This is a genomic window from Streptomyces sp. NPDC032472 (genome assembly GCF_040636955.1).
Taxonomy (GTDB): Bacteria; Actinomycetota; Actinomycetes; order Streptomycetales; family Streptomycetaceae; genus Streptomyces.
Genome location: NZ_JBEZVK010000005.1, coordinates 1 through 26,792 on the forward strand (window position 1 = coordinate 1; position 26,792 = coordinate 26,792).

23 protein-coding genes and 4 pseudogenes are annotated in these 26,792 nt (G+C 74.2%); 14 read left to right on the top strand and 13 right to left on the bottom strand.

Features of this window, described 5'->3' with window-relative positions:
* A pseudogene (locus AB0F11_RS04255) lies at nucleotides 1–463 on the top strand (transposase family protein); the annotation flags it as partial.
* A gap of 53 nt (nucleotides 464–516) precedes the next feature.
* Entirely contained in the window at nucleotides 517–948 is a 432-nt protein-coding gene (locus tag AB0F11_RS04260; RefSeq protein WP_362168226.1) for a VOC family protein, read from the top strand.
* A 67-nt stretch (nucleotides 949–1,015) separates the two neighbouring features.
* Here the strand turns inward: AB0F11_RS04260 and AB0F11_RS04265 are convergent.
* Together AB0F11_RS04265 and AB0F11_RS04270 are read right to left on the bottom strand one after the other, a co-directional pair.
* A pseudogene (locus tag AB0F11_RS04265) lies at nucleotides 1,016–1,678 on the bottom strand (transposase).
* A gap of 82 nt (nucleotides 1,679–1,760) precedes the next feature.
* The gene (locus AB0F11_RS04270) at nucleotides 1,761–2,531 is read right to left on the bottom strand and encodes a hypothetical protein (RefSeq protein ID WP_362168229.1); all 771 of its coding nucleotides are present in this window, start codon (nucleotides 2,529–2,531) and stop codon (nucleotides 1,761–1,763) included.
* 96 nt (nucleotides 2,532–2,627) lie between these two features.
* On the opposite strand from AB0F11_RS04270, the pseudogene AB0F11_RS04275 reads away from it, so the two are divergent.
* A pseudogene (locus AB0F11_RS04275) lies at nucleotides 2,628–3,271 on the top strand (transposase family protein).
* A gap of 6 nt (nucleotides 3,272–3,277) precedes the next feature.
* Here AB0F11_RS04275 and AB0F11_RS04280 read toward each other — a convergent pair.
* Nucleotides 3,278–3,655, bottom strand: coding sequence for a VOC family protein (locus tag AB0F11_RS04280; protein WP_362168598.1), 378 nt, complete (start codon nucleotides 3,653–3,655; stop codon nucleotides 3,278–3,280).
* 105 nt (nucleotides 3,656–3,760) lie between these two features.
* Nucleotides 3,761–4,369: pseudogene (locus tag AB0F11_RS04285) on the bottom strand (hypothetical protein); the annotation flags it as partial.
* A gap of 100 nt (nucleotides 4,370–4,469) precedes the next feature.
* Between AB0F11_RS04285 and AB0F11_RS04290 the strand changes: the two are divergent.
* Both AB0F11_RS04290 and AB0F11_RS04295 read left to right on the top strand, forming a co-directional pair.
* On the top strand, nucleotides 4,470–5,648 hold the full coding sequence (locus AB0F11_RS04290; protein ID WP_362168232.1) for an FAD-dependent monooxygenase: 1,179 nt from the start codon (nucleotides 4,470–4,472) through the stop codon (nucleotides 5,646–5,648).
* A gap of 79 nt (nucleotides 5,649–5,727) precedes the next feature.
* Nucleotides 5,728–6,207 carry a nitroreductase family deazaflavin-dependent oxidoreductase gene (locus tag AB0F11_RS04295; RefSeq protein WP_362168235.1) on the top strand — a complete coding sequence of 160 codons (480 nt, stop codon included), beginning with the start codon at nucleotides 5,728–5,730 and terminating at the stop codon, nucleotides 6,205–6,207.
* Nucleotides 6,208–6,238: 31 nt separating this feature from the next.
* Here the strand turns inward: AB0F11_RS04295 and AB0F11_RS04300 are convergent, their stop codons facing one another.
* From AB0F11_RS04300 to AB0F11_RS04310, 3 genes are read right to left on the bottom strand one after another with little or no spacing between them, the layout of a single operon-like run.
* Nucleotides 6,239–7,954 (bottom strand): NAD(P)/FAD-dependent oxidoreductase, encoded by a 1,716-nt coding sequence (locus AB0F11_RS04300; RefSeq protein ID WP_362168238.1) that lies wholly within the window; start codon nucleotides 7,952–7,954, stop codon nucleotides 6,239–6,241.
* A complete protein-coding gene (locus tag AB0F11_RS04305; RefSeq protein ID WP_362168241.1) occupies nucleotides 7,951–10,101 on the bottom strand; it encodes a serine/threonine-protein kinase in 2,151 nt (716 codons plus the stop codon). Before AB0F11_RS04305 ends, AB0F11_RS04300 begins: the two co-directional genes overlap by 4 nt.
* A gap of 33 nt (nucleotides 10,102–10,134) precedes the next feature.
* Nucleotides 10,135–11,016, bottom strand: a complete 882-nt coding sequence (locus AB0F11_RS04310; RefSeq protein WP_362168244.1) for an oxygenase MpaB family protein — start codon at nucleotides 11,014–11,016, stop codon at nucleotides 10,135–10,137.
* 420 nt (nucleotides 11,017–11,436) lie between these two features.
* Here AB0F11_RS04310 and AB0F11_RS04315 point away from each other — a divergent pair, with 420 nt between their 5' ends.
* On the top strand, nucleotides 11,437–13,236 hold the full coding sequence (locus AB0F11_RS04315) for a GAF domain-containing protein (protein ID WP_362168600.1): 1,800 nt from the start codon (nucleotides 11,437–11,439) through the stop codon (nucleotides 13,234–13,236).
* On the opposite strand, the gene AB0F11_RS04320 is transcribed toward AB0F11_RS04315, so the two are convergent.
* Nucleotides 13,237–13,665, bottom strand: a complete 429-nt coding sequence (locus tag AB0F11_RS04320; protein ID WP_362168602.1) for a pyridoxamine 5'-phosphate oxidase family protein — start codon at nucleotides 13,663–13,665, stop codon at nucleotides 13,237–13,239. It lies immediately after the preceding gene.
* A 77-nt stretch (nucleotides 13,666–13,742) separates the two neighbouring features.
* Nucleotides 13,743–14,066, bottom strand: coding sequence for an STAS domain-containing protein (locus AB0F11_RS04325; protein ID WP_362168246.1), 324 nt, complete (start codon nucleotides 14,064–14,066; stop codon nucleotides 13,743–13,745).
* 247 nt (nucleotides 14,067–14,313) lie between these two features.
* On the opposite strand from AB0F11_RS04325, the gene AB0F11_RS04330 reads away from it, so the two are divergent.
* The 4 genes from AB0F11_RS04330 (at nucleotide 14,314) to AB0F11_RS04345 (ending at nucleotide 17,648) form a co-directional block, all read left to right on the top strand.
* Nucleotides 14,314–15,045: a response regulator transcription factor gene (locus tag AB0F11_RS04330; protein WP_362168249.1), complete on the top strand. Its 732-nt coding sequence runs from the start codon at nucleotides 14,314–14,316 to the stop codon at nucleotides 15,043–15,045.
* Between the two features lie 79 nt (nucleotides 15,046–15,124).
* Nucleotides 15,125–16,015: a hypothetical protein gene (locus AB0F11_RS04335; RefSeq protein WP_362168252.1), complete on the top strand. Its 891-nt coding sequence runs from the start codon at nucleotides 15,125–15,127 to the stop codon at nucleotides 16,013–16,015.
* A gap of 92 nt (nucleotides 16,016–16,107) precedes the next feature.
* Nucleotides 16,108–16,707 (top strand): ECF RNA polymerase sigma factor SigK, encoded by a 600-nt coding sequence (gene sigK / locus AB0F11_RS04340; RefSeq protein WP_362168255.1) that lies wholly within the window; start codon nucleotides 16,108–16,110, stop codon nucleotides 16,705–16,707.
* Nucleotides 16,704–17,648: an anti-sigma factor gene (locus tag AB0F11_RS04345; protein ID WP_362168257.1), complete on the top strand. Its 945-nt coding sequence runs from the start codon at nucleotides 16,704–16,706 to the stop codon at nucleotides 17,646–17,648. The genes sigK and AB0F11_RS04345 overlap by 4 nt, the downstream gene beginning before the upstream one ends.
* A 69-nt stretch (nucleotides 17,649–17,717) precedes the next feature.
* Here the strand turns inward: AB0F11_RS04345 and AB0F11_RS04350 are convergent, their stop codons facing one another.
* Together AB0F11_RS04350 and AB0F11_RS04355 are read right to left on the bottom strand one after the other, a co-directional pair.
* The gene (locus AB0F11_RS04350) at nucleotides 17,718–18,146 is read right to left on the bottom strand and encodes a VOC family protein (protein ID WP_362168259.1); all 429 of its coding nucleotides are present in this window, start codon (nucleotides 18,144–18,146) and stop codon (nucleotides 17,718–17,720) included.
* 10 nt (nucleotides 18,147–18,156) lie between these two features.
* Nucleotides 18,157–18,576 (bottom strand): helix-turn-helix transcriptional regulator, encoded by a 420-nt coding sequence (locus AB0F11_RS04355; protein WP_362168604.1) that lies wholly within the window; start codon nucleotides 18,574–18,576, stop codon nucleotides 18,157–18,159.
* Between the two features lie 155 nt (nucleotides 18,577–18,731).
* On the opposite strand from AB0F11_RS04355, the gene AB0F11_RS04360 reads away from it, so the two are divergent.
* Both AB0F11_RS04360 and AB0F11_RS04365 read left to right on the top strand, forming a co-directional pair.
* Nucleotides 18,732–19,202 (top strand): VOC family protein, encoded by a 471-nt coding sequence (locus AB0F11_RS04360; protein ID WP_362168262.1) that lies wholly within the window; start codon nucleotides 18,732–18,734, stop codon nucleotides 19,200–19,202.
* A gap of 47 nt (nucleotides 19,203–19,249) precedes the next feature.
* Nucleotides 19,250–21,637, top strand: coding sequence for an excinuclease ABC subunit UvrA (locus AB0F11_RS04365; protein WP_362168264.1), 2,388 nt, complete (start codon nucleotides 19,250–19,252; stop codon nucleotides 21,635–21,637).
* A 66-nt stretch (nucleotides 21,638–21,703) separates the two neighbouring features.
* Here AB0F11_RS04365 and AB0F11_RS04370 read toward each other — a convergent pair whose 3' ends face one another.
* Entirely contained in the window at nucleotides 21,704–22,960 is a 1,257-nt protein-coding gene (locus AB0F11_RS04370) for a molybdopterin molybdotransferase MoeA (protein ID WP_362168267.1), read from the bottom strand.
* Between the two features lie 143 nt (nucleotides 22,961–23,103).
* Between AB0F11_RS04370 and AB0F11_RS04375 the strand changes: the two genes are divergently transcribed.
* On the top strand, nucleotides 23,104–24,108 hold the full coding sequence (locus tag AB0F11_RS04375) for a methyltransferase domain-containing protein (protein WP_362168269.1): 1,005 nt from the start codon (nucleotides 23,104–23,106) through the stop codon (nucleotides 24,106–24,108).
* Between the two features lie 170 nt (nucleotides 24,109–24,278).
* The gene (locus tag AB0F11_RS04380; protein ID WP_362168272.1) at nucleotides 24,279–24,995 is read left to right on the top strand and encodes a response regulator transcription factor; all 717 of its coding nucleotides are present in this window, start codon (nucleotides 24,279–24,281) and stop codon (nucleotides 24,993–24,995) included.
* 35 nt (nucleotides 24,996–25,030) lie between these two features.
* On the opposite strand, the gene AB0F11_RS04385 is transcribed toward AB0F11_RS04380, so the two are convergent.
* Nucleotides 25,031–26,761: a GAF domain-containing protein gene (locus AB0F11_RS04385; protein ID WP_362168274.1), complete on the bottom strand. Its 1,731-nt coding sequence runs from the start codon at nucleotides 26,759–26,761 to the stop codon at nucleotides 25,031–25,033.
* Nucleotides 26,762–26,792: the final 31 nt, after the last annotated feature.

The following is a 26,792-nucleotide window of genomic DNA, read 5'->3' on the forward strand; positions in this document are numbered from 1 at the left end:
CGCTACATCACCGAAGCCGTCGACCTCCTGGCCTCGCTCGCCCCCACCCTGGCCGAGGCCGCCCGGACAGCTTCGACCAAGGCGTACGTCCTGCTAAGATGGCACGCTCCTGCCGATCGACCGGATCGCCGCCGACCGACCCTTCTGCTCCGGCAAGCACAAGGAACACGGAGTGAATGTGCAGGTCATCGCCGAACCTTCCGGACGTCTGTTGTGGGCATCACCCGCCCTTCCCGGAGCCGTCCACGACGTCCGCGCTGCTCGCGAGAACGGCATTATCGACGCTCTTGCCGAGGCCGGCGTCCCGTGCTGGGCCGACAAGGCGTACCGCGGAGCCGGCGGCACGGTCCGTGTCCCTTACCGGGGCCGATGGGAGACCCTGTCCATTGGCCAGCAGGCGGTCAACCGCTGCCACGCCAAGATTCGGGCCCTCGCCGAACAGGCCGTCGCCACCCTCAAGTCCGTGTGGATCCACCCGCCCGGGGAGATGAGCAGGGCCCCTGTTATCGTGCGCCGATGTCAACGATCAAGCAGTTCCAAGTGACCTTCGACTGCGCGGAACCTGCGCGCCTCGCCGCCTTCTGGTGCGAGGTGCTGGGGTACGTCGTACCGACAGTCCCGGAGGGCTTTGCCACGTGGGAGGAGTACCACCACTCGCTGCCGCCTGAGGACGAGGTCTACTTCGCGTGCGCTGATCCCTCGGGTGTGGGCCCGCGCGTGCTCTTCCAGCGAGTTCCCGAAGGCAAGGTCGTCAAGAACCGGGTGCATCTTGATGTGCGGGTCGGCACAGGGCTCGTGGGTGACGAGCGCCTGGCCACACTCGAGGCCGAATGCGCACGGCTGATGGCGCTCGGCGCGAAACACGTGCTGACGCAGCGCGCCGATGGCGTCAACGAGTCGTGCATCACGATGCAGGACGTCGAGGGCAACGAGTTCTGCCTCGCCTGACTCTCCTCCGAGACTGCGAGGGGGAGCCGTCTCCCGAGGACCTCTCAGGTCTCGTATGCGGCAGAAGCTATCCCGTGAGAGCGAGGTTGTGCAGTGGGGCGATGCCGAGCATGGCGTGTCGGACCCCGTCGCCCTTGAGACGGCAGTCGCGGAGGATCTTCCAGGTCTTCATGCGGGCGAAGACGTGCTCGACGCGGGCCCGGACCTGTTCGTGCGAGCGATTGTGCTCGCGCTTCCAGCCCGGCAACTCTTCGCCCGGGGTGCGGCGGTGGGGCATGAGGAGGCCGGTGCCCGGATAGCCGCCGTCGGCCACCGTGAGGGTCCTGCCCACGGCGGCCTTCGCGCCGGACTCCTCCCATGCCCGGCAGTCGTTGCGATTGCCGGGCAAAGGCTCACCGACCACAACGACCAGGCGGGTATCCGCGTCAATGACGACCTGGTGGTCGGTGGAGTACCGGTGGTTCTTTGACTGTTCAGCAATGCTGTGGTCCCGGGTAGGCACCAGGGTGCCGTCGACTACCAGCACGGTGTCCTTGGCGAACCGGCGCCGAGGCTGGAACGCGATGAGCGGGCCGAGCTGGTCGATGATGCGGTCGGCCGCCGACTTCGAGATGCCAAACAAGGGGCGAGTTGGCGCATCGTCAGGTTCGTGCGCGAGTACGCCCTCGCGGCGAAGCGCGGTCACCAACTTGCCGAAGACGCGCGGGCTCAGCCCGATAAACGGGGCTATCCAGACACCTCACGGCGCCAAGCCGTCAAGTCGGGACAGCGGGCACGAGCTCACTGTTCGATTTCGAGGGCCCTGCCGGTGGTCATCGGAGAGCGTCCTTGGTGTGGCCTCGGGCGAAGTCCCATGGGGCGGGTGCTTTGGCGGCCTCGTACTCGTCTGCGATGCCGAAGACACTCCCGCCTCCTGGGCATTCCGCCCGGCCGAACAGGTGCGTCAGGCCCCAGGCGAGCCGTTGCTGGCCATCCCGTACGGCCGACTCGTGCAACATCCTCCCGGTGCCGGTCAGCTCGTGCGGGACGGCTGGCCGGAGGGGAACCTGGTGGACATCCCCCAGATTCCAGTCCCGGATCGAGGAGTAGCAGCCGTAGTCGCCGACCGCGATCGTCACCGGTGCGTCGCAGTGCGGACACGCGACAGTGACGAAGGGATCGGTGAAGTCGTCCAGGGCCTCGAACCACAAGGTCTGACCGTCGAACGCGAGCATGGCCCGCAGCCAGCTCAGGTAGATCTTCCCGTCCAGGCCAGACCGCAGCCGGGCGGCGGCCATGGCGCGAAGCTCGGCCAAGGCCACCGCACAACGGGCGACTTCTTCGTCGGCGCCATGAGGTTGAAGGAGGCCACCCGCTATGGCTCCGGCCAGATCGAGCGCCCAGTCCCCGGCGTCCTCGGTCTTCGCGATGTCCGCGAGCCGCGGCAGTGCGGCGATGCTCGCCGGGGTGATCGTCCCCTGGTGGCACAAGCGCCCCCAAAGCCAGTCGATGGCCTCCTGGTCACGACCGATGGCTCGGTCCGGCAGCCCGGGTATCGCGTGTGTCGGGCCGTAGGCGTCGTGGAGTGTGGACCAGTCGATCACTAGGCGCGGGCAGTCGGGATGAGAGCAGAACGAATGAGGCGTCCGGGTGGTTGAGCGAGATGTCTCCCGTCTCAAGCGACCAGCCGGGGAGCCTTGTTGGTCCCCTATCCTGCCGCACTGGACCTGCCGCACGCGCTCGTCGAGTGGGTCACCATGCTCATCGTCACCCGAGAAGGTGACCGCCGCTGCAAACTCCGGCCCTCCCAACGCGCCCTGGTCGCGCTAGGTGTACCTGCGCAAGCACGACACCCTCGCCCAGATCGCAGCCGGCTTCCGGATCAGCGTCGGCACCGCCCACGCCTGCGTCCACCAGGTCACCGACCTCCTCGCCCGGAAGGCACCCGGCCTGACCCGGGCCCTGCGAGAGGCCGACCCGGAGTACGTCCTGGTCGACGGCACCCTCGCCGAGTGCGACCGGGTCGGCGACGGCCGCGCAGACCACTCCGGAAAGCACCGGCGCCTCGGTGTGAACCTCCAGGTCATCACAGCCCCGCAAGGCAAACTCCTGTGGATATCCCGCGCCCTGCCAGCCCGCACCCACGACCTGACCGCCGTGCGCACCCACCGCATCGTGAAGACCTGCGTCCGGCTCTGAATCCCGGCACTGGCCGACATGGCATACACCGGCGCCGGCGGCACGGTCGCCGTGGCGCTGGCGAATCTTCCACCACGCCCGCTGCAGCCCGAACTGGCTAACGTCAGCAGCCAAGGCCGTCCTCACCCTCGAGCTTCAACGCTGAAAAGGCTCAGTGGCGGACCAGGCAGAACGGGTGGCCCGCCGGATCCGCGTAGATCCGCCAGCCGCCGGTGTCGGGGCGGCCGTCGAGGAGCGTGGCGCCGCCGGCCAGTGCCAGCTCCTGGGCCCGGTCCAGGTCCGGGACGCCGAAGTCGAGGTGGAACTGCTGCGGGCGGTCGGGGTCCGGCCAGTGCGGCGGCCGGTGGTCCGCGACCCGTTGGAAGGCCAGCACGAGGCCGGACGGGGTGTGCAGCGTCGCCCACTCCTCGTCGACGGACCACCGCGGGTCCGGCAGGTTGACGGTGCCGCCCGCCACCGACCGGTAGAACGCGGCGAGGAGCAGCGGATCGGGGCAGTCCAGCACCACGCACTGGAGCTCGGCGGCCACGAGGTCGGCGGCCACGGGCGCGGGGCCCGGGTCCCCGGGGCCGGCCGGGGCGGTCGCCTCGGCACCAGGGGGCTCGGCCGGGGCCAGGGCCGCGTCCAGCATCCGGCGTGCGGCGGCGGCCAGTTCGGCGCGGTCCGGGGCCTGGCGGGAGCGGGCGAGGGCGCCGACCAGCCGGTCGTAGAGCAGGCCGTCGGTCCAGGCGACGAGCAGCTCGGCGGCCTCCCGGGGCCGCTGCGCGCCCAGCGCGGCGAGGATGCCGGCGGCCCGGACCCGGGCGGCCTGGCCCGCACGGTGGAACTCCGGCTCCAGGTCCGGGTTGCGCGCCGCCTCCATGCTGAGCTCGAAGCGGGCGAGCTGCCGGGCCCGCCCGCTGGTCAGCCACCGGTGCAGCAGGGCCGCGAGGGCGGCCGCGACCGCGTCCCGGTCGCCCGCCGCCGGGCGGTCGTCGCCCTCGTAGTCCGCCAGGTCCAGTTCGGCGAGCCGCTGGTAGCAGGCCCCGATCAGGGCTGTCCTCGTGCGGAAGTAGTACGAGGTGCTGCCGGCCGGGAGTTGCGCCGCGCCGTCGACGGCCCGGTGGGTGAGCCCGCGCAATCCGGCGGTGGCGACCAGGTCGATCGCCGTGTCGGCGATCAACGTCCTGCGGTCGGTGCGTTCGCCGCGTGCGGTTCGGGGTTCCTCGTCTTCGCCGGGGCGGCCGGCTCCAGGGGTGGACATGCCTTCACTCTACAGCTGTAGAGTGAAGGCATGTCGCCTCTACGGATGTAGAGGCGCGGCGGGGGTCAAGCCAGTGGTGCGCGAGCGAACGGAGATGGTCATGTCCCAGCGTCATGCGGTCGTGGCGGGTGCGGGAATCGGCGGGCTCACCGCGGCGGTGGCCCTGCACCGCCGCGGCTGGCGGGTCACCGTGTGCGAGCGGGCCCCGGGGCCGTCCGCCGCCGGCGCGGGCATCGTGCTGGCCCCCAACGCCCTGCGCGCCTTCGACGCGATCGGCTTCGACCCCGGGCGCGTCGCGGGCCGGGCCGTCCCCGCCGCCATGGGGCTGCGCCGGCCCGGCGGCCGCTGGCTGAACCGCGCCGACACCGCCGTGATGGCCGCCCGCTACGGCCGGCTCCCGCTCGCCGTGCACCGCGCCGCCCTCGCCGCCGGGCTGGCCGCGGAGCTCCCTGCGGGCACGATCCGGTACGGGGCCGCGGTCACCGCCGTCGACAGCCCCGACAGCGCCCCCGTGGTCCGCACCGCCGGCGGCGGTCTCACCGCCGACGTGGTGGTGGCCGCCGACGGCATCAACAGCCCGACCCGCCGCAGCCACTTCCCCGGCCACCCCGGCCTGCGGTACAGCGGGGAGACCGCCTGGCGCACGGTGCTGCCGGCCGAGGCCCTCGCCGGAGCCCTGCCCGGGGCGCCGGAGGCCGCCGAGACCTGGGGTCGCGGCGAGCGCTTCGGCATCGTCCCGCTCGGCGACGGCAGCGTGTACGTGTACGCCACCGCCGTCGTCCCGCAAGGCCACCGTCCCGCCGACGTACGCGCCGAACTGCTGCGCCGCTACGGCACCTGGCACGCCCCCGTCCCCGCCCTCGTCGAGCGGATCGACCCCGCGGCGGTCCTCCAGCACGACCTGTTCGACCTGGCCGCCCCGCTCCCCCGGCACCACAGCGGCCGGCTCGTCTGGATCGGCGACGCCGCCCACGCCATGACCCCCAACCTCGGGCAGGGCGGCTGCCAGGCCGTCGAGGACGCCGTCGTCCTCGCACACCTGCTGGACGGCGCCGACGTACCCGCCGCCCTGGCCGCCTACAGCGCCGCCCGCTGTGCCCGTACGGACGCCATCCGGGTCCGGGCGCACCGCGCCGGCCGGGTGGCCGCACTCACCCACCCCCTCGCGGTGGCCGTGCGCGACCTCGCGATCCGGGCCACCCCGGCGCGCGCCGCGTACCGGGCACTGGACGACCTGTTCGACGGGTTCACCCTTCCGGAGGAACCGGTCCCGGCATAAATCGCCCCACGCCGGGGTTGACGCCCATCGGCATCCGGTTCACCCACCGTCGACCGACCCCCAGCGCAGGGAGGCCCACATGAGCACCGCCCACAACGCCGACACCTCGGACATCGACTGGGACAACCCGAAGGACCCCAGGCCGGGCTGGCAGCTCGACCACCTCCGGCAGTACGTCGACTCGGGCGGCACCGAGGGTCTCACCTGGCAAGGCGCCCAGGTCCTGCTGCTCACCACCCTCGGCCGGGTCTCCGGCAGCCCCGTGCGGACCCCGCTGTTCTACGGCGAGGCCGACGGGCACTACCTGCTGGTGGCCTCCAAGGGCGGCTCTCCCGAACACCCGCTGTGGTACCGCAACCTGACGGCGCATCCGGAGGTGCGCATCCAGGTCGGCCCGCGCATCATGCAGGCGACAGCCCGTACGGCGACGGCCGAGGAACGCGCCGCGTACTGGCCCGTCATGGTGGAGCACTGGCCCGCGTACGACGAGTACCAGGCCAAGACGGACCGCGAGATCCCGCTCGTGGTGATCGAGCCCGTCGGCGAACCGGTCGGATAGCGGACGGCGGTGGCGTGGCGTCGCCGGGCCCTCAGCGGCCCAGCGCCGCCATCGCCGCGTTGTGCCCGGGGACCCCGCTGACGCCGCCACCGCGCACGGCGCCCGCCCCGCACAGCAGGATGTTGGGGTACGGGGTCTCCACGCCCCACCGGCCCGGAACGCCGTCCCCGCCCGTGGCCCCGTCTCGGCGCGTGGCCCCGTCCCCGCCCGTGCCCCCGTCCGCGTACGGCCAGGACAGGTCCCGGTGGAAGATGTGCCCGCCTGGCAGGCGCAGTTCGCGTTCCAGGTCCAGCGGGGTCTTGGCCTCGATGCAGGGCCGCCCGTCCGCGTCGAAGGCCAGGCAGTCGGTGAGGGGTTCGGCGAGGTGGGCGTCGAGCTGGGCGAGGGTGGCGGTCAGCAGCACCTCGCGCGTGCCCTGGTTGTCCTTCTCGAACAGCCGCGCCGGGGTGTGCAGTCCGAACAGGGTGAGCGTCTGGTAGCCCTGTTCGACCAGCTCCGGCCCGAGGATCGAGGGGTCGGTCAGCGAGTGGCAGTAGATCTCCGAGGGCGGTACGGAGGGCAGCTCGCCGGCGGCGGCCTCGGCGTGGGCCCGCGCGAGCTGCGCGTACCCCTCGGCGATGTGGAAGGTGCCGCCGAACGCCTCGCGCGGGTCCACCGAGGTGTCCCGCAGCCGGGGCAGCCGCCGCAGCAGCATGTTGACCTTGAGCTGGGCCCCCTCGGGGGCGGGCAGCGGCGGCTCCTGGCCGAGCAGTTCGGCCAGCGCCCGCGGGGAGGCTGCGACGAGCACGGTCCGGCCGACGACCCGCCCCTCGCCGGTCGCGGTACGGAAGGCCACCTCGGCGGGTGCGCCGCTGCCGTCGGTGTCGATCCGCAGCACCTCGTGCCCCGTGGCGATCTGCGCCCCGGCCGACCGCGCCGCCTCCGCCAGCGCGCCCGTGAGCGCTCCCATGCCGCCGACCGGGACGTCCCAGTCGCCCGTGCCGCCGCCGATGACGTGGTAGAGGAAGCAGCGGTTCTGCACCAGCGACGGATCGTGCGCGTCGGCGAACGTGCCGATCAGGGCGTCGGTGAGGACCACGCCCCGCACCAGGTCGTCGTCGAAGTGCTCCTCGATCGCCCGCCCGATGGGCTCCTCGAACAGCATCCGCCACGCCGCCTCGTCGTCGATGCGGGAGCGCAGTTCCGCCCGCGTCGGCAGCGGCTCGGTGAGGGTGGGGAAGACCTTGCCGGCGACCCGCCCGGTCGTCCCGTAGAAGGCCTGCCAGCTGTCGTACTCGCGCTGCGAGCCGGTCAGCCGCGCGAAGGACTCCCGGGTCCGGGCCTCGTCGCCGCCGACGAGCAGCCCGCCGGGGCGGCCGCCGCGCTCGACGGGCGTGTACGAGGAGACGGCGCGCTTGCGGACGGCGAAGCGCAGGCCCAGGTCGCGCACGATCTTCGCGGGGAGGAGGGAGACGAGGTACGAGTAGCGCGACAGCCGGGCGTCGAGGCCCGCGAAGGGGCTGGTGGAGACGGCGGCCCCGCCGGTGGTGGCGAGGCGTTCCAGGAGCAGGACCGAGCGGCCCGCCCGGGCCAGGTACGCGGCGGCGACCAGGCCGTTGTGCCCGCCGCCCACGATCACCGCGTCGTAGACGTCGCGGTGCGGAAGCCGGTCCGTTTTCCGCTGCCCGCCCGGTTGCCCTTCCGGTTGCTCGTCCGCCTGCCCGTCCCGCTGCGTGTCGCCCTGCGCGTCCCGCCCGAAGCTGGTCATGGCTCTTGGTAGCACACCTGGCCGAGCCGCTCCAGACAGTGCGCCTCGTCGGCGTGGGCCGCGACCGTGTCCGGATGGTCGTCGCCGAGGGAGCGCTCGCGGATGCCGGCGAGCTCCCGGTAGACGGGCAGGGCCTCGTCCCAGCGGCCCAGCCGGCCGAGCCCGACGGCGAGTTCGCGGCGGCTGACCAGGGTGTCGGGGTGCTCGGCGCCGAGGGCCGCCGCGCGGGCCGCGGCGACCTGCCGGGCCTCGGCGACGGCCTCCTCCCAGCGGTCGAGGCGGCCGAGGTTGACGCCGAGGACGTGCCGGGCGCGCAGCGTCTCCGGGTCGGCGGCCCCGTACGCCCGGGTGCGGTCGCGGACCAGGCCCCGGAACAGGTCCAGGGCCTGGGCGGCGCGGCCGCTGCGGCCGAGCGCGATGCCGACCTCGTACCGGGCGGCGAGGGTGTCGGGATGGTCGCGGCCGAGGACTCGTTCCCGTACGGCGGCGACCTCGCGGAAGCCGTCGAGGGCCTCCTCCCAGCGTTCGAGGCGGCCCAGCGCGTACGCCGCCTCGTACCGGGTCAGCAGCGTGTCCGGGTGCTCGGGGCCCAGGACGACCGCCCGGTCCGCGGCGGTCTCGGCGGCGGCGTGGTGGGCCTCGGCGTGCCGGCCCAGCGCCCCGAGGGCGCAGGCCAGGTTGTGGCGGCAGTGCAGGGTGTCGCGGTGGAGCGGGCCCATGCTGCGCTCGCGGCCGACGAGCACCGCGCGGTACACGTCGTAGGCCTCCTGGTGGCGGCCGAGCCGGCCCAGTTCGTACGCCGCCTCCTGGCGCGCGGCGAGGGTGTCGGGGTGGTCGGCGCCGAGGAGCCGGGTGCGTCCGTGGGCGACGGCCTCGTACGTGGCCAGCGCCTCCTCGGGACGCCCGGACCGGCTGAGCGCGAAGGCCCGTGCGTGGCCGGCGGCGAGCGCGGCGGCGGAGCCGGTGTCGGAGTCGAAGCGGGCGGCGCCGAGCGCGTCGAGCCCCGTGCCGATGCCGATGCCCGTGCCCATACCGGTGGCTGTGACGGTGCCGGGTGCGGAGCCGTGGAAGCCCGGGGGGCACGGCACCCCGTACGGTGCGGTCCGCGGGTCCTCCGACGCGGCGGGCCGCAGGATCCGCTGCCCGCCGCTCGTCCAGGAGCCGGTGAGCACGGCCCATTCGCCGCTCGCGGGGCGGGCCTCGATGCCCGCCTTGCGGCCTGCGGTCATGCCGTGGGCCCAGCCGGGCAGCGGGGCCGGGACGCCGGCCGCCGCGGTGTGGCCGGCGCCGAGGCGGGCCTCGACGAGCCGGCGGTGCAGGTCGCGGGCGTCGCCCGGGCGGTCTTCGGGGCGCTTGGCCAGCAGGTCGAGGATCACCTGCTCGATGTACTCGGGCAGCTCGGGGCGGTGCCGTCGCGGCGGCACGGGCGTGTTGTCGCGGTGCCCGACCAGCACCGACCAGGAGTCGCCGAGGTCGAAGGGCGGGGCGCCGGTGGCGATCTCGTACAGGACGCAGCCGAGGGAGTACAGGTCGCTGCGGTGGTCGAGCTCGCCGCCGGCGATCTGCTCGGGCGACATGTAGTGCGGGGTGCCCATGGCCATGCCGCCGCCGGTGAGCTTGGCGGTGAAGCCGATGTCATGGGCGAGGCGGGCGATGCCGAAGTCGCATATCTTCACCGTGCCGTCGGTGAGGCGCATGATGTTGGCGGGCTTGAGGTCGCGGTGGACGACGCCCTGGTCGTGGGTGTAGCCGAGGGCGGCGGCGAGCTGCTCGGCGATGTCCACGACCACGTCGACGGGGAGAGGGCGCGGCTGGTTCTGCTCCATCAGCTGGCTGAGGTTGCGGCCGTCGAGGAGCTCCATCACCAGGTACAGGGGGCCGCCGGAGGCGCTGTCGTCGCCGAAGTCGTGGACGACGGTGACCCCGCGGTGCTGGAGGGAGGCGGCGACGCGGGCCTCGCGGCGGAAGCGCTCGCGCAGGACCTGGGTGAAGTGGTTGTCCTGCTCGGATCCGAGCGGTTTGAGGCATTTGACGGCGACGTGCCGGCCGAGGGATTCGTCCCGGGCGCGCCACACCTCGCCCATGCCGCCGCGCCCGATCAGATCGAGCGACCGGTACCGGCCCTGGATCAGTCTGGACTCCGCCATGTCTTGAAGTCGCCCCCGTTGTCGTGCTACGTCCTATGCCCTCCCCGGCCGGACCAGTATGGCCGCTGATGTACGCAGTGTGTACGCGGAGGGGCGGCTCCCGGGGCCCATGCGCTGTATCGCTTTCAAGATGTGACCTGGCGGCAGCTGCCAGCGCAGACCTGCGGGAATGCTGCGCAGCAGGGTACCGGTGAGGCGCAGGTGGCGGGTGACGGTGCGCGGGGGCGGTGCGGGCCTGCCGTACAGCTGGTGCGCGTACGCGGGCAGGGATCCGTAGGCGAGCGCGGCAACCGGCCGCCACAGCACATTTCGGCCAGGTACGAGGAGCGGCGGAACGGGCGGGCGGCGCAGGAACTCGTCCACGGCGCGGGCATCGGGGCCGGCTGCGAGCCCGGGCCTGACCGCGTCGAAGTAGGCGGCGAGGGCGGCGGTGCCGGCGGGGACGCCGGCCGGGTCGAGGCCGACGAGGCGGGCGTTCACGCGGTTCTCGTCGACGTACCGGTCGGCCTGGGCGGGGGTGAGGGGGACGCCGGAGCGGCGCAGTATGTGCAGGAAACTGTCGATCTGGGCGCAGTGCACCCACAGCAGGAGCTCGGGGTCGTCGACGGGGAACCGCTCGCCGGTGGCGGGGTCGGTGGCGGACAGGGACCGGTGGATGCTGCGGACGCGGGCGCCGGCGCGTTCCGCGGCGTCGGTGGTGCCGTAGGTGACGGTGCCGACGAAGTCGGCGGTGCGCAGCAGCCGGCCCCAGGCGTCCCTGCGGAAGTCCGAGTTCTCCAGGACGGCGCGGACGGCCCGGGGGTGCAGGGCCTGGAGGTAGAGCGCGCGCACCCCGGCGATCCACATCACTGGGTCGCCGTGGCACTGCCAGGTGACGGACGCGGGCCCGTAGAGCCCCGGGTCGGCTCCGCTCATCCCCTGCCTCCCTCATGGCCGCGCCGTGCCCGGTGCCCCGGGTGCGGGTGGTACGGGTGGTCCGGATCGAGCGTGCCACCGAGGGGGCGCCGGGCGCCACGGGGCGCCCGGGGAGCGGGGCGGGGGCGCGGGAGAGGGCGGGGCGCTCAGGCGAGGGCGGGAGGGTGCGCAAGAGAGGGCGGGAGGAGCCCGCCCGCTTCTCGCGGAACCCGATTGTGCGGTGCACGGCACGAGGGCCGCTTCTCCGCATCCTCGAAATGGGCTCCTTCCGCACTTTCATGGAAGCACTCCCGGGCGCTGCCCGCCAGGGCCGGAGGAGTTCCGCCTTCCGCATCTTCTCGCTGCCGATAGTCTTTTCCACCGTTCGAGGGCAAGGAGAGCGGGTTGATGGTGGGGGATGCGTTGTCCCGGATGCCGAGGATGCGTCTGGACGAGTTACTCGACGAGCTCCAGGCGCGGATCGACGCCGCCCGCGGCACCCGCGACCGGGTCCACAGCCTCCTGGAGGCCGTGGTGTCCGTGGGCCGCGAGCTGGAACTCTCCCAGGTGCTGCGCCGCATCGTCGAGGCCGGCGCCCTGCTCGTCGACGCCGAGTACGCGGCCCTGGGCGTCATCGGCCCGGACGGCAGGACCCTCTCGCAGTTCCTGACCGTGGGCCTCGCCGACGAGGAGATCGCCCGGATCGGCTCGCTGCCTTCGGGCCACGGCTTGCTCGGCGAGGTGATCCGCAACCCGGAGCCACTGCGCCTGGCCGACCTGGGGGCCCACCCCTCCTCGCACGGCTTCCCCGCCCACCACCCGCCGATGCGGACCTTCCTCGGCGTGCCCATACGCGTGCGGGAGGAGGTGTTCGGCAACCTCTACCTCACCGACAAGCGGGGCGGACGGGACTTCGACACCGAGGACGAGTCCGTCATCACGACGCTCTCGGTGGCCGCCGGAGTGGCCATCGACAACGCCCGCCTGTACGAGGGCTCCCAGCGCCAGCAGCACTGGCTGCGGGCCAATGCGGAGGTCACCCGCAGCCTGCTGTCCGGGAGTTCGCGCACCGAGGTGCTCCAGCTGATCGCGCACCGGGCCCGGGACATCACCGGTGCGCGGGCGGCGGAGATCGCCACGGCGCTCCCCGGCGCCGACGGGCTGCTGGTCGAGGTGGCCACGGGCGCGGGCGCCGCCGCCCGGCAGGGGCTGGTCCTGCCCATCGAGGGCAGCATGGTGGGCGCCGCGCACACCGAGGGCGCGCCCGTGGCGAGTTCGCGTGCGGCCACGGACCGGCGGTTCCCGGCCGGCGCACCGCTGCCGGACGCCGGCGGGCCCGCGGTGGCGGTGCCCCTGGGCACGGGCGGCGGCGCGGAGGCCCGCGGCGTGCTCCTGCTGGCCCGGGCCGCCGGCGATCCCGTCTTCAGCGAGGGCGAGCTCGAACCGCTGCTGGCGTTCGCCGGACAGGCGGCCCTCGCCCTGGAGTTGGCGGACCGGCGGCGGGACGCGGAGCAGATCGCCCTGCTGGAGGAGCGCGACCGGATCGCCCGCGACCTCCACGACCTGGCGATCCAACGGCTGTTCGCGACCGGAATGACCCTGCAGAGCGCCGCCCGGCTGGTGGAGCACGAGGGTGCGGGGCAGCGGATCGGCCGGGCCGTCGACGACCTCGACGAAACCATCAAGATCATCCGGTCGACCATCTTCGGGCTGCGCACCAAGGACCGGGAGGCCGGTACGGGGCTGCGCGCCCGGACCGCGCGCGCGGTCGGCGAGGCCGCCGCCCTGCTCGGGCATCCGCCGCGGCTGACCATGGAAGGCCTGCTGGACACCGATGTGCCGGCGGACGTGGCCGACCACGTCGTGGCGGTGCTCGGCGAGTTGCTCAGCAACGCCGCCCGGCACGCGCACGCCACCCGGGTCGGGGTCTCGCTGAAGGCCGCCGCGGGCGAGGTCGTCCTCACCGTGTCGGACAACGGGGTCGGCATCCCGGCCGGGGGCCGGCGCAGCGGCCTGGCCAACCTCGACGAGCGCGCCCGCCGCGTCGGCGGCAGCTTCCTCACCGAGCCCCCCGCCGAGGGCGGCAGCCGGATCGTCTGGCGGGCCCCGCTGCACCCGGACCGCCCGGAGCGCACCCCGCGGCCGGACACCCGCCCGGACGCCCGCCCCGAACCCGGCCCCTCCCCGCGGCCGGGTGCGGATGCGCAGGCCTCCCGCCCGGCCCCGGCCCCGCGCCGCTGATCAGCCGGCCCGGGCAGCCGCGGCCGGGCCGCGCTCCAGCCGGAAGCCGGTGACCAGGTCCGGCCGGATCCGTACGACACGGGTGGGCTCCGGCCGCTGCACCCAGGGCCGCAGCCGGTCCGCGTACCGGGCCGCGAGCACCGGGTCGGTCACCGGAACGGCGAACCCGGTGACGACCACGCTCCACCCGAGCCGGGTCCGCGGATCGATGTCGTCGGTCTCGTAGGCGACGACGGTGCCGGACGCCTCGGACGGGGCGGCCAGCGCCGCCAGCGCCCCGCCGTCGTGCACGCGCAGGACGATGTCACCGCCGTCCAGCAGATGGTTGACGGGGCGTACGGCGGGCAGCGCGTGCCGGGTGAACACGACCCGGCCCAGCGGCACCGTCCCGAGCAGCCGCAGGGCCTCCTCGCGCTCCAGCGGGCGCATGAGGCGTGCGCCCGTGGCGCCCGGGGCACCCGACGCGCCGGTCGCGCCCGTCGCGCGCTCCACCCTGCGCACCGGGCTCACGACCGGTCGCAGTGCAGCACCCGGTCCGCGCCCAGCACCCGCAGCGACTTGGCCAGCAGCGGCGGCACGTCCTGGAGCACGAGCTGCGCGCCGGCGCGCGCGCAGCGCCGGTTCAGGCGCAGCAGCATGTCGATGCCGGAGCTGTCGCAGAAGGCCAGCCCGGACAGGTCGAGGACCACGTCGCCGCCGCCGTCGGCGACCCGGGCGAGTCTCGGCTCGACGGCCGCAGCCGTGTGCACGTCCAGTTCGCCCACCACCGCAACGCCCGCGCCCCATTCCTCCCGTACGACCGTCCGGAGCGCGATCATCGTCCTGCCCATTGCGTCCTCTTTCCTCACTCGCCTCGCTCGTCACGCTCGCCTACCCGGCCACCCCACCACGTACGCGGGCCGCGGCGACAGGTCCGCACGCCCCGTACCGGGGGCCGAAGGTCCCGAGTTCGCGCCTTCCGCCGCGCCCGGCGGGAGCGGCGACAGGGCCGATCGGCCCTTCCGCCGCTCCCGCCGGGCGGGCAGGATGCGGGAGCGGGTGCGCGCCCGGTGCGCCCGCCCGAACCAGGAGTACGAGATGACCGACAGCGGCGCCGGCGGCCCCATCCCGGCGGAGGAGCCCATCAGCGTCTTCCTCCTGGACGACCACGAGGTCGTCCGCCGGGGCGTGCACGACCTGCTGGAGGCGGAACCCGGCATCCGCGTGGTCGGCGAGGCCTCCACCGCGGAGCAGGCGCTGGCCCGGATACCGGCGCTGCGGCCGCGGGTGGCCGTGCTGGACGTACGCCTCCAGGACGGCGACGGGGTCTCGGTCTGCCGCGAGCTGCGCTCCCGGATGCCCGGGCTCGCCTGCCTGATGCTCACCTCCTTCGACGACGAGGAGGCGCTGCTCGACGCCATCATGGCCGGCGCCTCCGGCTACGTCCTCAAGCAGATCAGCGGAACCGACCTGGTCACGGCGGTCCGCACGGTCGCCTCGGGGCAGTCGATGCTGGACCCGGGCGCCACGGCCCGGGTGATGGCGCGGATGCGGGGGGAGGTCCCGCAGGAGGAGCGCGCGCCGGGCCTGCCGGGCTTCACGGAGCGGGAGAAGGAGATCCTCGTCCTGGTCAGCGAGGGGCTGACGAACCGGGAGATCGGCACGCGGCTCTACCTCGCCGAGAAGACCGTGAAGAACATCGTCTCGCGCCTGTTCGTCAAGCTCGGCGTCGACCGCCGGGTCCAGGCGGCCGTGATCGCCAGCCATGCCCTCGTTCCACCGGCCCGCAGGCCGGGCCGTCCGCACCACCCCTCGGCTACGAATCACTAGTGGCGCCCCGAGCGGCCGCTTCCCCCCTGCCGCACGGACGGCGCCCGAAGCCGTTCCGAGGGATGAGGAGGTGCCGGTCATGGTGATGTCCGTCCGAGCCCGCCGGCTGACGGTGAGTGCCGCGGCCGCGGGCCTGCTCGCAGGAGGCGGCACGGTGAGCGGCATCGGCGCGGCCCACGCCGCGGACGCCGCGGCCACGGCTGCGGCTCTGTCCGGGGCGACGCGTGCGACCGACGACCCGATGCACTGCACGTGGAAGAAGGGCCACTGGGAGAAGAGGTGGGTCACGGGCCACTGGAAGAAGGTCTGGAAGCACGGCTGGTGGTCCCACGAGAAGCAATGGAAGCCCGGCTACCGTGACCACCACGGCAGGTGGCACCCCGGTCACTGGGTGTGGGTGACGGTCCACCACAGGGGCAAGTGGATCTGGATCCACGTCCCGGGCCACTGGAAGTGGGTGTGGGTGAAGGGGTACAAGGTCTGCAAGCCCTGGAAGTCGGACACGGACAAGCCCTGGAACCCGTACAAGACCGGGGACCAGGACAGGACCCGGAACCAGGACAAGACCTGGAACCCCTACAAGCCGGGTGACCAGGACAAGACCCGGACCCAGGACAAGACCCGGAACCCGTACAAGCCGGGTGACCAGGACAAGACCTGGAACCGGGACACGACCGACGAGAACGCGACCACGGGCCAGGGCACGACCATGGACCAGGGCAGGACCACGAACCCGGACGACACCCTGGCCCCGGGCAACACCCTGGACCAGAACAGTCCCGCGAACCAGGACAGGACCCTGACGCCGGACCGGCCCCTGAACCAGAACGAGCCCGCGACCACCCAGGACGAGCCCGCGACGCAGAACCTGCCCACGACGCAGGACCTGCCCGCGACGCAGAACCTGCCCGCAACCCCGAACCTGCCCGCTGACCAGGACCAGACCATGGATCAGGGCGCGACCGGCTGACAAGCCGGCCGGCACGGTGATGCGGCGGGCTCCGATCGGTGCTGGCATGGGAGGAGGTGTGGTCCACCGCCGTCGAGCGAGGTGCCCAGAGCGTGTCTACCGGTCGTCCCAGTCATCCCCGATCCCCGTCGGCAAGCCCCCAGGTCCGAGCGGAGCTGGACGGGCTGCTGTGCCGGGTCGCCGAGGGCGACCCCGACGCCTTCACCCGGCTGTACGACGCGGTCAGCCGCCCGGTGGCGGGACTGGTCACCAGCGTGGTGAGGGACGCGGCCCAGGCAGAGGAGGTGGTCCAGGAGGTACTGGTGGAGGTGTGGCGGACCGCCGGCCGGTTCCGTCCCGACCGGGGCAGCGCCATGAGCTGGGTGCTGACCGTGGCGCACCGGCGGGCGGTGGACCGGGTCCGCTCGGTCCGGGCGCAGGGCGAGCGGGAGCGCCGCAATGCGGTCCGGGAGTGGTTGCGCCCCTTCGACGAGGTCGCCGAAGAGGTCGAGCAGCATCTGGAGCACGAGCAGGTGTGGCGGTGCCTTGGGGCGCTGTCGAAGGCCCAGAGGGAGAGCGTGGTGCTCGCGTACTACGGGGGACTGAGCTACCGCGAGGTGGCGGCGGCCCTGGAGGAGCCGGTCGGTACCGTCAAGGCCCGGCTGCGGCAGGGGCTGCGGCTGCTCGGCGAGTGTCTGGAGAACACGGGATGACCGGGAACGGATCCCACGACGCGGCCGGGGCGTACGCCCTGGACGCGCTGCCGGACGACGAGCGGCGCGGGTTCGAGACACACCTCGCCGAATGCCAGGCGTGCTCCGTGGAGGTGGCCGGCCTGGCGGGGGTGGCGGCGCGGCTCGGGGAGGCCGTCGCGGTCGACCCGCCGGCGGGGCTGCGGAGCCGGGTGCTCGCCGAGATCGCCAGGACGGCGCAGGAGCCGCAGGCGTCCCGTGAGTCGTACGAGTCCCGCCGGCCGCAGGAGGAACCGGTGGGCCCGGCGGCACCTCCTGCGGCCGCGGCGCCCCCTGCGGCCCCGTCCGCACCCGCCAGGCCGCCCCCGGGCGGCCCGCCCGTCACCCCGGTCCCCGCCCCGCCCCCGCCGGCGGCTCCGGTCCGGCGCCGGATCGTGCTCGTGCTGGCGGCGCTCGCCTCCGCCGCCGTCGCGCTCGGCGGCGTCGCCGCGTGGCAGCACCGCGAGGCCTACGCCGCGCGGGCCTCCCTGGTGCGGGCGGAGCGGCAGGAGGCGGGCGTGGTGGACGTACTGGCCGCCTCGGACGTGCAGCTGCGTACGCAGCGACTGCCCGGCGAGGGCCAGAGCACCGTGGCCGTCTCGCGGAGCCGGGACGCGGCCGCCCTGTTCGCCAGCCAGCTGGACCCGCTGCCCGCGGGCAAGGCGTACCAGGTCTGGTTCAGCGATGCCGGGCGCTACCGGCCCGCGGGTCTGCTGAGCGGCTCCGGCGACCAGCAGCTGCGGCTGCGCGGCCCTCTGGCGACGGCGACGGCGGTGTGCGTGACGGTGGAGCCGGCGGGCGGGGCCCGCAAGCCGACCGCGCCGGTCCTGGCGGTGATCGGTGTGCCGCCGCAGTCCGGGGACACCGAGGCGTCCTCCGAGACGCCGTACCCGGACGACACCGACGAGGAGACCTACCCCTGAAAGGCCGGCTCCCGGACGGCCCGAGCCGGCCCCCGAGCGGGCCCGATCGGACCCGAGCCCGCCCCGGGCTCACTTCCCGCGCGGCTGGGTGAAGCGCACCAGGTTGCCGGCGGGGTCGCGGAACGCGCAGTCGCGCACGCCGTAGGGCTGGTCCATCGGTTCCTGCAGCACCTCGCCGCCCGCCGCGCCGATCCGCTCGCTGATCCGCTCGAAGGTGGCGTCGCAGTCGGGCGTCTGGAAGATGACGCCGCGCAGCAGGCCCTTGGCCATCAGCTCGGCCATGGCCTGCCGGTCGGCCGGCGAGGCGTTCGGGTCGGCGAGGGGCGGCTCCAGCACGATGTTCACGTCCGGCTGCGCGGGCGACCCCACGGTCACCCAGCGCATCCCCTCGAACCCGACGTCGCCCCGCACTTCGAGGCCCAGCACGTCGCGGTAGAAGGCGATCGCCTTGTCGTGGTCGTCGACGGCGATGAAGCATTGGGAAAGCGTGATGTCCATGCCGCTCACGCTACGGCCCGGCGGCCGGCCCTGCTTCTCCGTTCCTGACCGGTCGCGTGTGGATCTTGGCGATGCAGGCCGGGATCACGGCGCCGTCGTCGTGGTTGCGGGCCCGGTAGGCACTCGGGCTCTCGCCGACCAGCTCGGTGAAACGGGAGCTGAACGAGCCCAGCGAGGTACAGCCGACCGCGAAGCAGACCTCGGTCACGGTCAGGTCGCCACGCCGCAGCAGCGCCTTGGCCCGCTCGATGCGGCGGGTCATCAGGTAGCTGTACGGCGTCTCGCCGTAGGCGGCGCGGAAGCTGCGGGAGAAGTGGCCGGCCGACATCAGGGCCCCGCGGGCCAGGGTCGGGACGTCGAGCGGTTCGGCGTAGTCGCGGTCCATCCGGTCGCGGGCGCGCCGCAGTCGGACCAGGTCGTCGAGCTCCAGCCGTTTCACCCGGACAGTCTGCCACGGGGGCCGCGGCGGCCGCGGCCCGCGAGGAGCGGTCGGCAGCGGGGCCCGGAGCGCCGCCCGGCAGGCCCGCAGCGATCGATCAGGATCGGAGAAGCGCCGGCCTCCGGCCCCCGCCTAGCGTGGCGGCCATGGACACCACCGAAACCGCCAACACCACCGACACCGCCGAAACCACCGCCGCCACCCCCGACATCAGCGTTCACTGGACCTTCCTCCCCCACATCGACCCCGAGGCCTCCCTGGCCTTCTACCGCGACACCCTCGGCTTCGAGGTCCGCAGCGACGTCGGCTCCGGCGCGATGCGCTGGATCACGGTCGGCCCCGCCGGCCGGTCCGGCACCTCCGTCGTGCTGGAGCCGCCGGCCACCGCTCCCGGTGTCACCGACGACGAGCGCCGTACGATCGCCGAGATGATGGCCAAGGGCACCTACGCCCGCCTGACCCTGGCCACCTCCGACCTCGACGGCGTCTTCGCCCGGCTCCGGGCCGCCGGGGCCGAACTCGTACAGGAGCCGACCGAGCAGCCGTACGGTGTCCGGGACTGCGCCTTCCGCGATCCGGCCGGCAACCTGGTCCGCTTCAACGAGCAGCGCCGGTAAGGCCACCCGCCGCCCCGCCCGCCCCACCCCACCCGATCGGAGACACGATGAGCAAGGCCACGAGGAAGGACACGCCGTCGCCCGGGCTGCCCGCGGCCGACAGCCACGATCTGATCCGCGTGCTCGGTGCGCGCGAGAACAACCTCAAGGACGTCAGCGTCGAGATCCCCAAGCGCCGCCTGACGGTGTTCACCGGTGTCTCCGGTTCGGGCAAGAGCTCCCTGGTGTTCGACACGATCGCCGCCGAGTCGCAGCGGCTGATCAACGAGACGTACAGCGCCTTCGTCCAGGGCTTCATGCCGACCCTGGCGCGGCCCGAGGTCGACGTCCTGGACGGGCTGACCACCGCGATCATCGTGGACCAGCAGCGGATGGGCGCCGACCCCCGCTCCACCGTCGGGACGGCCACCGACGCCAACGCGATGCTGCGCATCCTGTTCAGCCGGCTCGGGCAGCCGCACATCGGCCCGCCGAGCGCGTACGCCTTCAACGTGCCCTCGGTGCGGGCCAGCGGGGCGATCACCGTGGAGCGCGGGGCGCGGAAGGCGGTCAAGGCCACCTTCAACCGCACCGGCGGCATGTGCCCGCGCTGCGAGGGCCGCGGCTCCGTCTCCGACATCGACCTGACCCAGCTCTACGACGACACCAAGTCGCTCGACGAGGGTGCGCTGACGGTCCCCGGCTACAGCATGGACGGCTGGTACGGCCGGATCTTCCGCGGGTCGGGCTTCTTCGACCCGGCCAAGCCGATCCGCAAGTACACCAAGCGCGAGCTGCACGACCTGCTCCACAAGGAACCCACCAAGATCAAGGTCGACGGGATCAACCTGACGTACGAGGGCCTGATCCCGAAGATCCAGAAGTCGATCCTGTCCAAGGACATCGACGCGCTCCAGCCGCACGTGCGGGCCTTCGTGGAGCGCGCGACGACGTTCGCGACCTGCCCCGAGTGCGAGGGCACCCGGCTCGCCGAGGGAGCCCGGTCCTCGAGGATCGGGCGGGTGAGCATCGCCGACGCCTGTGCGATGCAGATCAGCGATCTGGCCGCATGGGTGCGCGGCCTCGACGAGCCCTCGGTGGCGCCGCTGCTCGCGAAGCTGGGGCACACCCTCGATTCGTTCGTCGAGATCGGACTGGGCTACCTCTCGCTCGACCGGCCCTCGGGCACGCTGTCGGGCGGTGAGGCGCAGCGCGTCAAGATGGTCCGCCACCTCGGCTCGCCGCTCACGGACGTCACGTACGTCTTCGACGAGCCGACGATCGGCCTGCACCCCCATGACATCCAGCGGATGAACGGCCTGCTGCTGCGGCTGCGGGACAAGGGCAACACGGTGCTCGTCGTGGAGCACAAGCCGGAGACGATCGCGATCGCCGACCACGTCGTCGACCTCGGGCCCGGAGCGGGCACGGCCGGCGGCACCGTCTGCTTCGAGGGCACGGTGGAGGGGCTGCGGACCGGCGACACCCTCACCGGACGCCACTTCGGCGACCGGGCCTCGCTGAAGGAGGCGGTGCGCAAGCCCACCGGTGCGCTGGAGGTCCGCGGGGCGACGACGCACAACCTCCGGGGCGTGGACGTCGACATCCCGCTCGGGGTGCTGACCGTCGTCACCGGGGTCGCCGGCTCCGGGAAGAGCTCGCTGGTGCACGGCTCGGTCCCCGCGGGCGCCGGTGTGGTCTCGGTCGACCAGGGTGCGATCCGCGGCTCGCGCCGGAGCAACCCTGCGACGTACACCGGGCTGCTCGACCCGATCCGCAAGGCGTTCGCCACGGCCAACGGCGTCAAGCCGGCGCTGTTCAGCGCCAACTCCGAGGGCGCCTGCCCCACCTGCAACGGCATCGGCGTCGTCTACACCGACCTGGCGATGATGGCCGGCGTCGCGAGCACCTGCGAGGAGTGCGAGGGGCGGCGCTACCAGGCATCGGTGCTGGAGTACCGGCTCGGCGGCCGGGACATCAGCGAGGTGCTGGCGATGCCGGTGGCCGAGGCCGAGCAGTTCTTCGGCGCCGGCGAGGCGCGCACGCCGGCCGCCCACCGGATCCTGGAGCGGCTGGCCGACGTCGGCCTGGGGTACCTCAGCCTCGGCCAGCCGCTGACCACGCTGTCGGGCGGCGAGCGGCAGCGGCTCAGGCTGGCGACGCACATGGCGGAGAAGGGCGGGATCTACGTCCTGGACGAGCCGACGGCGGGACTGCACCTCGCCGACGTCGAGCACCTGCTGGGCCTGCTGGACCGGCTGGTCGACTCCGGCAAGTCGGTGATCGTGATCGAGCACCACCAGGCGGTCATGGCCCACGCGGACTGGATCATCGACCTGGGCCCGGGCGCCGGCCACGACGGCGGCCGGATCGTCTTCGAGGGCACTCCCGCCGACCTGGTCGCCGACCGCTCCACCCTGACGGGTGAACACCTGGCGGCGTACGTCGGCGCGTAGCGGAGCTGCTCGAACCGGCGGCGGCCGGGTGGGGCGGGATGGCGTCGGCCGGCGGGGGGCCGGCCGTCAGGAGGGCATCAGGAGCAGCGGGACCGGGCTGCCCTCGGTCCAGCCGGGCGGGACCGCGGCGAGCGCGTCGGCCACGGCGGCGCCGTGCAGGAACGCCGCGCCGTGCCCGTCGGCGATCCTGGCCCCGTCGCCGTCCCAGGCGACGGGCACCAGCCGCGTCGTCCCGGGAACCGACCGCACCCGGCCCCGTACCGGGACCCGGGGCAGCGGGGCGAGGGCCCGGCCCGCCAGGCCGGCGATCAGCGGGCCGAGCAGCGTGTGGGCCGCGACGAGCGCGGCGTACGGGTTCCCCGGCAGCCCCACCACCCAACGGTCCGGGTCCGGTTCGGCGAGCAGCATCGGGTGCCCCGGGCGGCAGGCGACCGTGTCGACCACCATCCGCGCCCCGGCGCCCGGCCCGCCCAGCAGCCGGCGCAGCTGGTCCGTGGCGCCGACGGAGGTGGAGCCCGTGACCACCACGACGTCGACGTCCCGCATGCCGTGCACGGCCTCGGCCAGCAGCCCGGCCGGCCGGTCGGGGACGTGCCGCACCCGGCACGGCTCGCCGCCGAGCGCGAGGATCAGCGCCGGCAGGAGCGGGCCGAGGGCGTCGCGCACCCGGCCGGGGCCCGGCCGGCCCGCGCGGTCCAGCTCGTCGCCCGTGATCAGCACGCCGACCCGGGGACGCGGCCGCACCGCCAGCGCGTCGTGGCCGCAGGACGCGGCGAGCCCGAGCAGCGCCGGGCCGACCCGGGTGCCCGCCTGGGCGAGACGGCAGCCCGCCGGGGCGTCCTCGCCGGCGCGCCGGACGTGCCGCCCCGGCGACGGGGCGCCCGGCCCGTGCACCCGGCCGTCGTGGCCGGCCACCGCCGCCTCCACCGGGAGCACGGCGCACGCCCCCGCCGGAACCGGGGCCCCGGTGGAGATCTCCACGCACTCCCCCGCCCCCAGCACGCCCGGCCACACCGCACCCGCCCGGACGGCACCGCGGACCTGCCAGGGCCCCGAACCGGCCACGGCGTACCCGTCCATGGCGGCAGTGTCGAACGCAGGGAGCGGATGCAGGGCGCGCAGGTCCTCGGCGAGCGTGAGCCCGGCGGCGGCACCGAGGGGGACCCTGCGGGCGGGCACCGGCCGGGGAGCGCCGTGGGCCAGCACCCGCGCACGGGCCCAGGAGACGGCCGGGGACTGAGGCGCGGCGGGCGGCAGGGTGCCGGGCGGGGTCGAGCTCGGGGTGGGGGTCGGGCTCGAGGTCGTGACGGCGGCGGAAGGCATGCACACGACTCTCGCCCCGCGGGGTTTCCGGCCGCCTGCACGGGCATTGCCATTGCGCTCCGACTCGCTCACGGACGCCGCGCCACCGATGTGAACGGCCACGGAGGCCGACGACGGGAGGCCCTCGCCGCGGAGGTGCCGGTGTGGCCCTGGGCGGCGGCGCCGGGCTGCTGGCGCACGGTGCGGACGCAGGTACGCACTCCGGTACGCACGCCCACGCCGACGCACCCGCTGCCGCCGACGCCACCCCGAGCGAGGGCCCGGCGGTGGAGCTCACCGCGGCCGCCTCCACCGACCCGATCTTCGCGGAAGTCCCCCGGCCGTCCACCCGCCTGCGTCCGGCCGCCGACCCCTTGCCCCTGCCCGCGGACGCGGTCGTACCGGCCTCCTGCGACGGCTACCCGGAGCAGGCGTTCCGCATCGGCGCCAGCGCCTGGGGCGTGCGCTTCCTTGCGCAGGACGGGCTCCGGCAGGACGACGGCGACGGCCCCGCGGCCGGGGAGCCGCCCGCCGGGCCCTTTCCCGGCTGCTGGGGCGAGGAGCTCCTGGGCCGGTTCGCGGCCCTGGTGACGGCCCGCGCCGAGCACACCGCCACCCGGGCCTTCTTCACCCGCCGGGCCGAGGCCTGGGAGGAGCGGTTCGCCCACCAGACCCCCGCGTACGAGGCCGCGGTCGCACGGATGCGGCCGGCGCCGGGCGGGCTCGCGCTGGACCTGGGCTGCGGGACCGGCCGGGCCATGCCGGCGCTGCGGGCCCTGGTGGGACCCTCGGGCCGGGTCCTCGGCGTCGACGTCACGCCCGCCATGCTGAGCGCAGCCGCCCGCCACGGCCGCGGCCGCGACGGCCACCTCCTGGCCGCCGACTGCACCCGGCTCCCCCTGCCCGGAGCCTGCGTGCACGGCATCTTCTCGGCCGGCCACGCCGCACTGCGCGAATGGGCCCGCGTCACCGCCCCGGACGGCGAGCTGCTGCTCTTCCACCCGTCGGGCCGTGCCGAGCGCGCCGCCCGCCACGGCCGCCCCCTCGACCCCGGCGACCTCCTCGCCGAGCCCAACCTCCGCCCCGCCCTGGAGACCACGGGCCGGCGGCCGGCCGCGTACGAGGACGCCGCGACCCACTTCCTGGCCCGTGCCACGCGCAGCACGTGACCAGCCCGGGGGAACGTCGGCGGGCGGGCCGTCGGCCGCCGGCCGCCCGCAGCCGGAACCGGTGACGAGGTCGGGCCTGATCCGAACGGCGTTGGCGGGGCCGCCTGGCAGGCGCCTTCCTGAGACAATTCGGGTGGAAGCGCACAGCGCGGACCGAACCAGGGGCGACCATGTCCGACGACCCGAAGGCCTCGGCCGAGGCGCCGATCAAGGTGTTCCTCCTCGACGACCACGAAGTGGTCCGGCGCGGGCTGCGGGACCTCCTCGACGCCGAGCCGGACATCACCGTCGTCGGCGAGGCGGGCACGGCCGAGCAGGCCCTGGCCCGCGGGCCGGCGCTCCGCCCGGACGTCGCCGTGCTCGACGTGCGGCTGCCCGACGGCGACGGCATCGGCGTCTGCCGCGAGCTCCGGTCGCGCATGCCGGACCTCGCGTGCCTCATGCTCACCTCGTTCGACGACGAGGACGCCCTGCTGGACGCGATCATGGCGGGCGCCGCCGGATACGTGCTGAAGCAGATCAAGGGCTCCGACCTGGTCTCCGCCGTCCGCACGGTCGCCACCGGCCAGTCCATGCTGGACCCGGCCACGACCGCCCGTCTCATGCACTCCCTGCGCGACCCGGAACCGGCGAAGGAGCCGGATGACGCCCGCCTGGCGGCTCTGTCGGAGCGGGAGCGGGCCGTCCTGGAACTCATCGGCGAGGGCCTGACCAACCGGCAGATCGCCAAACGGCTCTACCTGTCCGAGAAGACCGTCAAGAACCACATCTCACGGCTCCTGGGGAAGCTCGGAGTCGAACGCCGGGTCCAGGCGGCGGTCATCGCCGCGCAGGTCCACGACCGCGACCGCGAACACGACCGCGACCAGGGCCGAGCCGAGCAGTGAGGGTCTCCACCGGGGCGGGGGGCCGGCGGCCCCGGTCACGCCCGTGAGGGGGCCAGCGGTACCCGCCACTCCAGGCGGGTGCCGTGCCCGCCCCGGCCCCGCGAGGCGACGGTCATCCGGCCGCCGAGTCTCTCGGCGCGTTCGGCGAGATTGCGCAGCCCGCTGCGCCGGCCGCCCTCGGGCATGCCGACGCCGTCGTCCGTGACCTCCAGGGAGAGCATTCCGCCGCTCGCGGCGATGACGACCTCGGCGCGGGTGGCGCGGGCGTGGCGGGCCACGTTGCTGAGGGCCTCGCCGATGACGGCGAGGGCCTCGTCGGCCACGGCCGGCGGTACGTCGGTGTCGATCAGCCCCTCCATGCGCAGCGCCGGGGCGAAGCCGAGGCCGGCAGCGGCTTCGTCGAGGGTCTGGACGGCGCGGGAGCGCAGCTTCGGGCCCGTGCCCGGGAACTCGTGCTCGCGGAGTCCGAAGATGGTGGACCGGATGATCTTGATGGTGGCGTCGAGGTCGTCGACCGCACGGGCGAGCCGTTCGGAGGCCTCTGGGTGGTCCACGAACCGCTGGGCGCTCTGGAGGGTCATGCCGGTGGCGAAGAGGCGCTGGATGGCCAGGTCGTGCAGGTCACGTGCGATGCGGTCGTGGTCCTCGAGCAGGCTGGCCTGCTCGGCGTCGCGGCGCCGGTCCGCCAGTTCCAGGGCCAGGCTCGCCTGGCCGGCGAACCCGGGGAGCGCGGCGACCTCCGCGGCCGCGAACGCCGCTCGACCGCGGCTGCGCGCGAGGATCAGCACACCGCCGAGCTTCTCCTTCGTGCCGACGGTGACGGCGACAGCGGGACCGAAGCCCTTCCAGCGTTCGGCGTGCACGGTGATGTGTCCGTCGTGCTCCACGTCCGGGACGGTGACCAGGCCGTCGTGGGCCAGGGCGGCTTCGGCCAGGGTGCCCCGGGTGCTGGGCAGGACGGTCCCGCGGTGCGCCTCGGCCCCCTCTCCGAGGGCGAGGGAGCCGCGCAGCCCGCCCGCGGGGCCGAGGAGGTAGAAGACCCCGATGTCGGCGCCGGTGATGTTCCTGGCCCGCTCCAGAATGCCTTCGAGCACCTCGTCGCGCGGGGTCCCGGAGAGCAGGGCACTCGTGATGTCCGAGCCGGCCTCCAGCCAGCGCTCGCGCAGGCGGACCTCCTCGTAGAGGCGGGCGTTCTCGATGGCGATGCCGGCGGCGACGGCGAGGGTGGACAGGACCGCCTCGTCCTCGGCGTCGAAGTCGGCTCCGCCGCGCTTCTCGGTGAGGTAGAGGTTGCCGAAGACCGCCTCGTGCACCCGGATGGGGACGCCGAGGAAGGAGTGCATCGGCGGGTGGTGGGGCGGGAACCCGTACGAGGCGGGGTGCTCGGACAGCTCGGACAGGCGCAGGGGCTCCGGATGGCGGATCAGCTCGCCGAGGATGCCGTGGCCGGAGGGCAGGTCGCCGATCCGGGCGCGGAGCTCGTCGCTGATGCCGACGGGGAGGAACTCGGCGAGCTTCTTCTCGTCCCCGATCACGCCGAGGGCACCGTACTCGGCGTCGACGAGCACGACCGCGGCCTCGACGATGCCCCGCAGCACCTGCGGCAGGTCCAGTTTCCGGCCGACCGACATGACGGCTTCGAGGAGGCCGTTCAGCCGGTCGCGGGCGCCTCGGACCTCGTCGATCCGTACCTGGAGCTCGTCGAGCAGCTCGTCCAGCCGCAGCCGCGGCACGCCGCCCTCGGGGGCCCTGCCGCCTGCGCTCATGTCCCGCCTCCGGCCGGTGGCAGCGGTGAGA